Origin of the sequence: Pseudomonas sp. NPDC008258, assembly GCF_042956345.1 — a bacterium.
Classification (GTDB): domain Bacteria; phylum Pseudomonadota; class Gammaproteobacteria; order Pseudomonadales; family Pseudomonadaceae; genus Aquipseudomonas.
The window spans coordinates 105,538-116,435 of the sequence record NZ_JBIBGE010000020.1 but is presented as its reverse complement, the minus strand read 5'-3'; the positions used below and the strand labels follow the sequence as shown (position 1 = coordinate 116,435).

The 10,898-nt window shown below is 61.8% G+C and carries 9 protein-coding genes; 8 read left to right on the top strand and 1 reads right to left on the bottom strand.

Features of this window, described 5'->3' with window-relative positions:
* The first annotated feature begins 177 nt into the window (after positions 1 to 177).
* Genes ACFY9W_RS17530 through ACFY9W_RS17520 form a run of 3 tightly spaced genes read left to right on the top strand, consistent with a single transcriptional unit; the run spans position 178 to position 3,740 of the window.
* Positions 178 to 837 (top strand): paraquat-inducible protein A, encoded by a 660-nt coding sequence (locus tag ACFY9W_RS17530; protein WP_391132421.1) that lies wholly within the window; start codon positions 178 to 180, stop codon positions 835 to 837.
* On the top strand, positions 824 to 1,447 hold the full coding sequence (locus ACFY9W_RS17525) for a paraquat-inducible protein A (protein ID WP_391132419.1): 624 nt from the start codon (positions 824 to 826) through the stop codon (positions 1,445 to 1,447). The genes ACFY9W_RS17530 and ACFY9W_RS17525 overlap by 14 nt, the downstream gene beginning before the upstream one ends.
* Positions 1,440 to 3,740, top strand: coding sequence for an MlaD family protein (locus ACFY9W_RS17520; RefSeq protein ID WP_391132417.1), 2,301 nt, complete (start codon positions 1,440 to 1,442; stop codon positions 3,738 to 3,740). The genes ACFY9W_RS17525 and ACFY9W_RS17520 overlap by 8 nt, the downstream gene beginning before the upstream one ends.
* A 247-nt stretch (positions 3,741 to 3,987) precedes the next feature.
* Here the strand turns inward: ACFY9W_RS17520 and rpsT are convergent, their stop codons facing one another.
* Positions 3,988 to 4,266 carry a 30S ribosomal protein S20 gene (gene rpsT, locus ACFY9W_RS17515; RefSeq protein ID WP_003247625.1) on the bottom strand — a complete coding sequence of 93 codons (279 nt, stop codon included), beginning with the start codon at positions 4,264 to 4,266 and terminating at the stop codon, positions 3,988 to 3,990.
* A 250-nt stretch (positions 4,267 to 4,516) separates the two neighbouring features.
* Here rpsT and murJ point away from each other — a divergent pair, with 250 nt between their 5' ends.
* The 5 genes from murJ to fkpB all read left to right on the top strand — a co-directional run bounded on the left by murJ (position 4,517) and on the right by fkpB (position 10,890).
* Positions 4,517 to 6,055, top strand: a complete 1,539-nt coding sequence (gene murJ / locus ACFY9W_RS17510; RefSeq protein ID WP_391132415.1) for a murein biosynthesis integral membrane protein MurJ — start codon at positions 4,517 to 4,519, stop codon at positions 6,053 to 6,055.
* A gap of 118 nt (positions 6,056 to 6,173) precedes the next feature.
* Complete coding sequence (ribF, locus tag ACFY9W_RS17505; RefSeq protein ID WP_391132413.1) at positions 6,174 to 7,124, top strand: bifunctional riboflavin kinase/FAD synthetase; 951 nt, start codon at positions 6,174 to 6,176, stop codon at positions 7,122 to 7,124.
* The gene (gene ileS / locus ACFY9W_RS17500) at positions 7,121 to 9,952 is read left to right on the top strand and encodes an isoleucine--tRNA ligase (RefSeq protein ID WP_391132411.1); all 2,832 of its coding nucleotides are present in this window, start codon (positions 7,121 to 7,123) and stop codon (positions 9,950 to 9,952) included. Before ribF ends, ileS begins: the two co-directional genes overlap by 4 nt.
* Positions 9,945 to 10,460 (top strand): signal peptidase II, encoded by a 516-nt coding sequence (gene lspA, locus ACFY9W_RS17495; protein ID WP_119368747.1) that lies wholly within the window; start codon positions 9,945 to 9,947, stop codon positions 10,458 to 10,460. Before ileS ends, lspA begins: the two co-directional genes overlap by 8 nt.
* On the top strand, positions 10,453 to 10,890 hold the full coding sequence (gene fkpB, locus ACFY9W_RS17490; RefSeq protein WP_012270371.1) for an FKBP-type peptidyl-prolyl cis-trans isomerase: 438 nt from the start codon (positions 10,453 to 10,455) through the stop codon (positions 10,888 to 10,890). Before lspA ends, fkpB begins: the two co-directional genes overlap by 8 nt.
* Positions 10,891 to 10,898 lie beyond the last annotated feature (8 nt).

The window sequence follows — 10,898 nt, the reverse complement described above, 5'->3', positions numbered from 1 at the left end:
GTTTCCCCATGTGAGAGTAGGTCATCGTCAAGATTCATTTCGCAAAACCCCTATCTGCGCATGCAGGTAGGGGTTTTGTCTTTGTGGGCCAAAAAGCCAGGCCCTACACCAACCCCCGCTCCCACAATTCGAGCCAGAACACTAGAATAGCCCCACGCACCTATTCAGAAGCGCTATATGCCCAACTCTGTCGATCCCGAAACCCTGGCCCATTTGCCGTTGGACGAGCTTGTCGCTTGCCATGAATGCGACCTGTTGCTGCGCAAGCCCGTGCTCCAGCACGATGAAAAAGCCCAGTGCCCGCGCTGTGGCTACGAGCTTTATGCCCACCGGCATAATGTGGTCAACCGCAGCCTGGCCCTGGTACTGACCGCCTTGCTACTGTTTGTGCCGGCCAACTTCCTGCCGATCATGCAGCTGCACTTGCTTGGTCAGACTTCTGACGACACTGTCTGGAGCGGCGTGCTGGGCCTGTACAACTCGGAAATGCGCGGCGTGGCCGTGGTGGTGTTCTTGTGCAGCATGGCCATCCCCCTGGCAAAACTGCTCTGCCAGCTGGCGGTACTGTTGAGTATCCGCTTGAACGTGGGGCGCAGCTTCGGCCTGTTGTTCTATCGCATCTATCACCACCTGCGTGACTGGGGCATGCTCGAGGTCTATTTCATGGGCGTGCTGGTCGCCATCGTCAAGCTGGTGGACCTGGCTGAGCTCACCGTAGGGCTTGGGCTGTTCTGCTTTATCAGCTTGTTATTGGTTCAGGTATGGCTGGAGGTGGTGATGTCACCGCACCAGATCTGGAGTGCACTATCGGGGGAGGACCTGCATGCGGGCGATTGATGCAGGCATTGTTGTCTGCAATGAATGCCATGAACTAAACAGGCAAGTGCCAGGCAGCACTTCGCAAACCTGTACACGCTGTGGCGCCATTGTGCATGCTCGCCGGCCGAACAGTATCGTGCGGACCTGGGCGCTGCTGATTGCGGCGTCGATCCTGTACATCCCGGCCAATATCCTGCCGATCATGACCGTGAGCACCTTGGGCCAAGGCAGCCCTGACACGATCATGTCCGGCGTAATCACCCTGCTCAAGCACGGCATGGTGCCCATTGCTGCCGTGGTGTTCATTGCCAGCATCCTGGTGCCCACGTTCAAGCTGGTGGGCATTGGCTTGCTGTTGTACTCCGTTCAGCGACACCAGCCGCTTTCGGCGCGGCAACGGATATTGATGTACCGCTTCATCGAATTCATTGGGCGCTGGTCCATGCTGGACATCTTTGTCATCGCCATCCTGGTGGCGGTGGTGAATTTCGGCCGAATAGCCAGTGTAGAAGCCAATCTGGGCGCTGTCGCCTTTGCAACTGTGGTGATCCTGACGATGCTTGCCGCTTTAACTTTCGATCCCCGACTGATTTGGGATAACACGGAGTCGGATGACGACCATGAGTGACCTGCCAACGGCTAAAACCCGCCCAGCCTCGAACTGGTCGGCCATCTGGATCCTGCCCCTGATCGCCTTGATGATCGGTGGCTGGCTGGCGTGGCAAGCCTACCGGGATGCCGGGGTGCAAATTGAAGTCCGTTTCGAGTCAGGCGAGGGTATCGTCGCCAACAAGACCGAGGTGATCTACAAGGGCATGCCGGTTGGCAAGGTGGTTAGCCTGGTGCTTGACGCCGAAGGCGACAACCAGGGAGTGATCGCGACCATCGAGATGAACAAGGCCGCCGAACCTCACCTGACCAAAGGCACACGCTTCTGGCTGGTGAAGCCCAGTGTCAGCCTGGCAGGTATTTCCGGCCTGGAAACCCTGGTATCGGGTAACTACATCGCCGTTAGCCCGGGGGAGGGCGAGCGCACCAAACGCTTTACCGCGCTGAAGGTAGCGCCGCCGCTCTCGGACACGGAGCCAGGCCTGCACCTGACCCTCAAGGCCGACAGGTTGGGCTCTCTCAACCGTGACAGCCCGGTGTTCTACAAGCAGATCCAGGTTGGCCGGGTAAAAAGCTACCGATTGTCCGAGGACCAGAGCACTGTAGAGGTCAAGGTGTTCATCGAGCCGGCCTACGCCAGCCTGGTGCGCAAGCATACGCGTTTCTGGAATGCCAGCGGCGTCAGCATCGATGCTTCGCTGTCTGGCGTGAAAGTGCGTAGCGAGTCGCTGTCGAGCATCGTTGCCGGTGGTATCGCCTTTGCTACGCCGGAGTACCGCAAAGACAGCCCACCTACCGACCCGAGCCTGCCGTTCCGCCTGTACGAAGACTTCGATGCAGCCCAGGCGGGCATCCGGGTCAAAGTGAAACTGAGCGACTACGAAGGCCTGCAGGCAGGACGCACGCCGGTCATGTACAAGGGCATCCAGGTGGGTTCGCTGAAAGCCCTGAAGATGGAGGACAACCTGTCCAGCGCATCCGCCGAGCTGACGCTGGACCCTCTGACCGAGGATTATCTGGTCGAAGGTACGCAGTTCTGGGTGGTCAAGCCGTCGATTTCCCTGGCGGGCATCACCGGCCTGGAAGCGCTGGTCAAAGGTAACTACATCGCTATTCGCCCGGGCGAGAAGGGTGCGCGGCCCGAGCGTGAGTTTGAGGCGCGGGCCAAGGCGCCGCCGCTCGACCTCAAGGCCCCGGGCCTGCACATGGTGTTGTTCGCCGATACCCTGGGTTCGCTGGAAATCGGCAGCCCGGTGATGTACCGCCAGGTAAAGGTGGGCAGCGTGCAGAGCTATCAGTTTGCCCGCAACAGCAACCGGATCCTGATTGGCGTGCACATCGAGAAGGAGTACGAGAAGCTGGTCAACGGCTCGTCGCGCTTCTGGAACGTCAGCGGTATTACCCTGACGGGCGGCCTGTCGGGGATCAAGATCAAGAGTGAGTCACTGCAAACGCTGATGGCGGGTGGTATCGCCTTCGACACACCGCGCCCCGACGTAGCACTCAAGCGCCACATTCCGCGCTTCCGCCTGCATGACAGCCAGGAAGCGGTAAACCGCGCGGGTACGTTGATCACCATCCGTGTCGACCGTGCAGATGGCCTGAAACCGGGCACTGCAATCCGCTTCCGTGGCCTGGATGTGGGCAGTATCGAAAGCGTCGACCTGACTGACGACCTGCAAGCAGTGCTGCTGCGAGCGCGTATTACCGAGGCAGCGGACCGTATCGCCCGTGCCGGTACGCAGTTCTGGGTAGTCAAGCCGGCCTTGGGCCTGGTGCGTACCGAGAACCTCGACACCCTGATTGGCGGGCAGTACCTGGAAGTGCAGCCGGCAGCCAAGGACCGTGGTCCGCAGCGTGACTTCATCGCTTTGGCCGATGCGCCGCAGGTGGCGGGGCCGGAAGTCGGGTTGCCATTGACGCTCAGTGCCCCGCGCCGTGGTTCGATCAAGCCAGGTGTGCCGGTGACGTATCGTGAAGTTGCGGTTGGCAAGGTGACGGGCTTCGAGCTGGGCCAGAGTGCTGACCGCGTGCTGATCCATATCCTCATCGAGCCACGCTATGCCGCCCTGGTGCGCAGTGGCAGCCGCTTCTGGAACAGCAGTGGCTTCGGCTTCGACTGGGGTTTGTTCAAGGGCGCTACGGTGCGGACCGAGTCGGTAGAAACCCTGATCGATGGCGGTATCGCTTTTGCTACGCCGGATGGCGAGCAAATGGGTAACCCGGCACGGCCGCAGCAGACCTTTGCCTTGTTCGACAAGGCCGAGGATGAATGGCTGCAGTGGGCGCCGAAGATTCAGATCGCGAAGTAATGTAAAAGTAGGGCCGCCAAGCGCGGCCCCGTTTTTTTGTGGGAGCGGCCTTGCGTCGCGAAAGGGGCGCGTAGCGGCCCCTCGGTCTCAGTGCATAAACTGAGATTGCAGGGGCTGCTCCGCAGCCCTTTCGCGACGCAAGGCCGCTCCCACAGAGATCGAGTCCCGCATGGGGCCGTGCCCGCAAGCACAAATCGCAGGCAACAAAAAGCCGACCCTAGGGTCGGCTTTTCGACTTGCACGTCGCTTAGGCAGCTGCAGCTTCTTTCAGCGCCTTGATGTGGCCATTCAGACGGCCTTTGTGACGAGCAGCCTTGTTCTTGTGGATGATACCCTTGTCGGCCATACGGTCGATTACAGGTACAGCCAGAACGTAAGCGGCTTGCGCTTTTTCGGCGTCTTTTGCGTCGATGGCTTTAACTACATTCTTGATGTAGGTACGGACCATGGAACGCAGGCTGGCGTTGTGGCTGCGACGCTTCTCAGCCTGTTTTGCACGTTTCTTGGCGGAAGGTGTGTTGGCCACCGTCGAGCTCCTCGAAAGACTTTAGGTAAATAGCAAACAAAATAGGCCGCGAATCATGCCGATCAGTAGACCGGTTGTCAAGGCCACCTGCAAGGTTCCGCCGAGCGGTGCGCCAACAAGAGGGAAAGATTCCTTTCTGCTGCGCGACCTGTACACTCGGGAATTTTTGGCTCCCCTGCGAAGGCGCGGGAGTATCGCACATTCGGACGCTGTCTGGCAGCGTCCTCTGTCATTGGCGTGAATCTTTTCGATGAACCTGCTCAAATCCCTGGCTGCAGTAAGCTCGATCACCATGATTTCACGGGTGCTGGGCTTCGTTCGTGACACCATCCTGGCCCGCATCTTTGGTGCCGGCGTTGCCACCGACGCCTTCTTTATCGCGTTCAAGTTGCCCAACCTGCTGCGACGCATCTTTGCCGAAGGCGCGTTCTCGCAGGCGTTCGTGCCGATTCTGGCCGAATACAAGACCCAGCAGGGCGAGGAAGCGACGCGCACCTTCATCGCTTATGTCAGCGGCCTGCTGACCCTGGTCCTGGCCGTGGTGACTGCCATTGGCATCCTGGCGGCGCCGTGGGTGGTGTGGGCGACGGCCCCCGGTTTTGTCGACAACGCTGAAAAGTACGAACTGACCACCGCCCTGTTGCGGGTGACCTTTCCTTATATATTGCTGATCTCGCTGTCTTCCCTGGCCGGTGCGATCCTCAATACCTGGAACCGCTTTTCAGTGCCGGCTTTCACGCCGACCCTGCTGAACGTGGCAATGATCGCCTTCGCCGTGCTGCTGACGCCGTACTTCAACCCGCCGATCATGGCGCTGGCCTGGGGCGTGCTGGCCGGTGGCCTGGCGCAGTTGCTGTACCAGCTGCCAGCGCTGAAGAAGATCGGCATGCTCGTGTTGCCGCGCCTGAACCTCAAGGACGCGGGTGTATGGCGCGTACTGAAGCAGATGCTGCCGGCAATCCTGGGCGTGTCGGTGAGCCAGATCTCGTTGATCATCAACACCATCTTTGCCTCCTTCCTGGTGGCCGGTTCGGTGTCGTGGATGTATTACGCCGACCGCCTCATGGAGCTGCCCTCCGGCGTGCTGGGCGTGGCCCTGGGCACCATCCTGCTGCCAACCCTGGCCAAGACCTACGCCAACAAGGACCGCGAGGAATACTCGCGGATACTCGACTGGGGCCTGCGCCTTTGCTTCCTGCTGGTGCTGCCCTGCACGCTGGCTTTGGCCATTCTTGCCGAGCCGCTGACTGTTGCGCTGTTTCAATATGGCAAGTTCAGTGCGTTTGATGCGGCCATGACCCAGCGGGCACTGATGGCGTATTCCATAGGCTTGCTGGCGATCATTCTGGTCAAGGTACTGGCACCCGGCTTCTATGCGCAGCAGAATATCCGCACACCCGTGAAGATCGCGATTTTCACCCTGGTCTGTACCCAGTTGTTCAACCTTGCCCTGGTCGGCCCGCTTGCGCATGCCGGCCTGGCATTGGCGATCAGCCTTGGTGCCTGCCTGAATGCCGGCTTGCTGTTCTGGAAGCTGCGCAGTCAGCAGTTGTTCCAGCCGCAGCCAGGCTGGGCAGTGTTCCTGCTCAAGCTTGTTTTGGCGGTGGCGCTGATGTCGGCAGTACTGTTGGCGGGCATGCACTATATGCCAGCCTGGGAGCAGGGCGTCATGCTGGAGCGCTTCCTGCGGCTTGGGGCGCTGATCCTGGCAGGTGTCGTGACGTATTTCGGCTGCCTGTACCTGTGCGGCTTCCGGCCCCGGCATTTCGCCCGCAAGGCCCTGCACTAAGGCTTCGGGCGGGTCAGGCGTCGGTTTTTCGCATTCCACGCCGCCCTTGGGCGCTGCTGCCTGTCACCAGCGCCCGGGTGTGGTTATAATCGGCCACTTTATGAGCAAGAAGCGCGTTATGCAGCTGGTTCGAGGTCTTCACAACCTGCGCCCCGAGCACCGGGGCTGTGTCGCCACCATTGGCAACTTCGACGGGGTTCACCGCGGCCACCAGGCAATCCTGGCGCGCCTGCGCGAGCGCGGCCAGGCCTTGGGCCTGCCGACCTGCGTGGTGATCTTCGAACCGCAACCACGCGAGTACTTCGCCCCCGAGACCGCACCGGCGCGCCTGGCCCGCCTGCGCGACAAGGTCGAGCTGCTGGCCGCCGAAGGCATCGACCGGGTGCTGTGCCTGGCGTTCAACCAGCGCCTGAGCAAGCTCAGCGCCGACGCCTTCGTCAAGGCCATCCTGGTCGATGGCCTGGGTGTGCGCCACCTCGAAGTGGGCGATGACTTCCGCTTTGGCTGTGACCGTGCTGGCGATTTCGCCTTCCTGGTCGAAGCCGGCAAGCAGTACGGCTTTACCGTCGAAGCTGCCAATACGGTGATCCAGGACGGCCTGCGGGTCAGCAGCACCGAAGTGCGCAAGGCCCTGTCCGAAGGCAACTTCGAGCTGGCCGAACACCTGCTGGGCCGCCCGTACAGCATCACTGGCCGCGTGCTGCATGGCCAGAAGCTGGCCCGCCAGCTCGGCACACCTACCGCCAACATCCAGCTCAAGCGCCGCCGCGTGCCGCTGTCCGGGGTCTACCTGGCCAGCATCGAGATCGACGGCAAGGCCTGGCCGGGTGTCGGCAACATCGGCGTGCGCCCCACCGTTGCTGGTGATGGGCGCCCGCACCTGGAAATTCATCTGCTGGACTATGCCGGCGACCTTTACGGCCGGCGCCTGACGGTGGAGTTCCACCACAAGCTGCGTGAAGAGCAGCGATTCGCCTCCCTGGAGGCGCTGAAGTCGGCGATCGATGCGGATATCGCCGCCGCACGTGCACATTGGCACGCTCAACCGCTAACGAAGAGCCTGAAATGACCGACTACAAAGCCACGCTTAACCTTCCGGACACCGCCTTCCCCATGAAGGCCGGCCTGCCTCAGCGCGAACCGCAGATCCTGCAGCGCTGGGACAGCATTGGCCTGTACCAGAAGCTGCGCGAAATTGGCAAGGATCGTCCCAAGTTCGTCCTGCACGACGGCCCGCCCTATGCCAACGGCAAGATTCACATCGGTCATGCGCTGAACAAGATCCTCAAGGACATGATCGTCCGTTCCAAGACCCTGGCCGGCTTCGACGCGCCGTATGTACCGGGCTGGGACTGCCATGGCCTGCCGATCGAGCACAAGGTCGAGGTAACCCACGGCAAGCACCTGTCTGCCGACCGCACCCGCGAGCTGTGCCGCGAGTATGCCGCCGAGCAGATCGAAGGGCAGAAGACCGAGTTCATTCGCCTGGGCGTGCTGGGTGACTGGGACAACCCGTACAAGACCATGAACTTTGCCAACGAGGCCGGCGAAATCCGCGCCCTGGCCGAAATGGTCAAGCAAGGCTTCGTGTTCAAGGGCCTCAAGCCTGTGAACTGGTGCTTCGATTGCGGTTCGGCGCTGGCTGAAGCCGAAGTCGAGTACGCCGACAAGAAGTCCCAGACCATTGACGTGGCCTTCCCGGTTGCCGACGAGGCCAAGCTGGCTGCCGCCTTCGGCCTGGCTTCGCTGGCCAAGCCTGCTGCCATCGTGATCTGGACCACCACCCCGTGGACCATCCCGGCCAACCAGGCGCTGAACATCCACCCGGAGTTCAAATACGCCCTGGTCGACACTGGCGAGCGCCTGCTGGTGCTGGCCGAAGAGCTGGTCGAGTCGTGCCTCAAGCGCTACAACCTGGAAGGCTCGGTGATCGCCACCGCGCAAGGTTCGGCGCTGGAACTGATCAATTTCCGCCACCCGTTCTACGATCGCCTGTCGCCGCTCTACCTGGCCGACTACGTCGAACTGGGCGCCGGTACTGGCGTAGTGCACTCGGCACCTGCCTACGGTGAAGATGACTTCGTCACCTGCAAGCGCTATGGCATGGTCAACGACGACATCCTTACCCCGGTGCAGAGCAACGGCGTGTATGTCGAGTCGCTGGAGTTCTTCGGCGGCCAGTTCATCTGGAAGGCCAACCCGGCCATCGTCGAGAAGCTGAGCGAAGTCGGTGCGCTGATGCACACCGAAACCATCAGCCACAGCTACATGCACTGCTGGCGCCACAAGACCCCGCTGATCTACCGCGCCACCGCGCAGTGGTTCGTGGGCATGGACAAGCAGCCTTCCACCGGCGAGCCGCTGCGTGAGCGCGCGCTGAAAGCCATCGAAGAGACCAAGTTCGTGCCGGCCTGGGGCCAGGCCCGCCTGCATTCGATGATCGCCAACCGCCCGGACTGGTGCATCTCGCGTCAGCGCAACTGGGGCGTGCCGATTCCGTTCTTCCTGCACAAGCAGACCGGCGAGCTGCACCCGCGCACCGTCGAATTGATGGAAACGGTGGCCAAGCGCGTCGAACAGGAGGGCATCGAAGCCTGGTTCAAGCTGGACGCCGCCGAGCTGCTGGGCGCTGAAGCCGACCAGTACGACAAGATCGCCGACACCCTCGACGTGTGGTTCGACTCGGGTACCACCCACTGGCACGTGCTGCGCGGCTCGCACGACATCGGCCACGCCACCGGCCCACGCGCCGACCTGTACCTGGAAGGCTCCGACCAGCACCGCGGCTGGTTCCACTCTTCCTTGCTGACCGGTTGCGCCATCGACAACCATGCGCCTTACCGCGAGCTGCTGACCCACGGCTTCACCGTGGACGAAAACGGCCGCAAGATGTCCAAGTCGCTGGGTAACACCATCGAGCCGGAGAAGGTCAACAACACCCTGGGTGCCGACATTCTGCGCCTGTGGGTTTCCGCTACCGACTATTCCGGTGAAATGGCGGTTTCCGAGCAGATCCTGCAGCGCAGCGCCGACGCCTACCGCCGTATCCGCAATACCGCACGCTTCCTGCTGTCCAACCTGTCCGGCTTCGACCCGGCCCGCGACCTGCTGGCCCCGCAAGACATGCTGGCACTGGACCGCTGGGCCGTGGACCGTACCCTGCTGCTGCAACGCGAGCTGGAAGAACACTACAGCGAGTACCGTTTCTGGAACGTCTACTCCAAGGTGCACAACTTCTGCGTGCAGGAGCTGGGCGGCTTCTACCTCGACATCATCAAGGACCGCCAGTACACAACTGGCGCCAACAGTGTCGCCCGCCGTTCCTGCCAGACCGCGCTGTACCACATCAGCGAAGCGCTGGTGCGCTGGATCGCGCCGATCCTGGCGTTCACTGCCGATGAAATCTGGCAGTACCTGCCAGGCGAGCGCAACGAGTCGGTGATGCTCAACGGCTGGTACCAGGGCCTGAGCGAGCTGCCGGAAGGCACCGAGCTGGACCGCGCCTACTGGGACCGCGTGATGGCCGTGAAGGCATCGGTCAACAAGGAGCTGGAAAACCAGCGTACCGCCAAGGTTATCGGCGGCAACCTGCAGGCCGAAGTTACCCTGTACGCCGACGAAGGCCTGAGCGCCGACCTGGGCAAGCTGGGCGACGAGCTGCGCTTCGTGCTGATCACCTCTGCCGCCAGCGTGGTGCCGTTCGTACAGGCGCCGGCTGATGCCGTGGCCACCGAAGTCGAAGGCCTCAAGCTGAAAGTGGTCAAGTCCGGCCACGCCAAGTGCGGCCGTTGCTGGCACTTCCGTGCCGACGTTGGCAGCCACCCGGAGCACCCGGAAATCTGCAGCCGTTGCGTCGACAACCTGACCGGCTCGGGCGAGGTGCGTCACTATGCCTAACCCGGCAGTGGGGCGCTTCGGGCGCCTTGCATGGCTTTGGCTGAGCTTGCTGGTCCTGGTCGTCGACCAGGCCACCAAGCTGTATTTCAACAACGCCCTGACCATGTACCAGCAGATTGTCGTCATCCCTGACTACTTCAGCTGGACCTTGGCCTACAACACCGGCGCAGCCTTCAGCTTCCTGGCTGACGGTGCCGGCTGGCAGCGCTGGCTGTTTGCCCTGATTGCCGTGGTGGTCAGTGCCGTACTGGTGGTGTGGCTCAAGCGCCTGGGGCGCAACGAGACGTGGCTGGCCGTGGCGCTGGCACTGGTGCTGGGTGGCGCCATTGGCAACCTGTACGATCGCATCGTGCTGGGCCATGTGGTCGACTTCATCCTGGTGCACTGGCAGAACCGCCATTATTTCCCGGCCTTCAACGTGGCCGACAGCGCCATCACCGTTGGTGCGGTGATGCTGGCGCTGGATATGTTCAAGAGCAAGAAGTCCGAGGATCCGGTCCATGACTGACACCCGTATCGGCCAGAACACCGAAGTCACCCTGCACTTCGCGCTGCACCTGGAAAACGGCGACACCGTCGACAGCACGTTCGACAAGGCCCCGGCCACCTTCAAGGTGGGCGACGGCAACCTGCTGCCAGGCTTTGAAAGCGCGCTGTTCGGCTTCAAGGCCGGTGACAAGCGCACTGTGGTGGTGGCCCCGGAGAACGCCTTCGGCCAGCCCAACCCGCAGAATGTGCAAGTCATGCCGCGGTCCAATTTCGAAGGCATGGAGCTGTCCGAAGGGCTGCTGATCATCTTCAACGACGCCGCCAACACCGAGCTGCCGGGTGTGGTCAAAGCGTTCGATGACGACCAGGTGACCATCGACTTCAATCACCCACTGGCTGGCAAGACCCTGACCTTCGAGGTGGAGATCCTCGAGGTGAAGGCCCTGTAAGCCTGGAG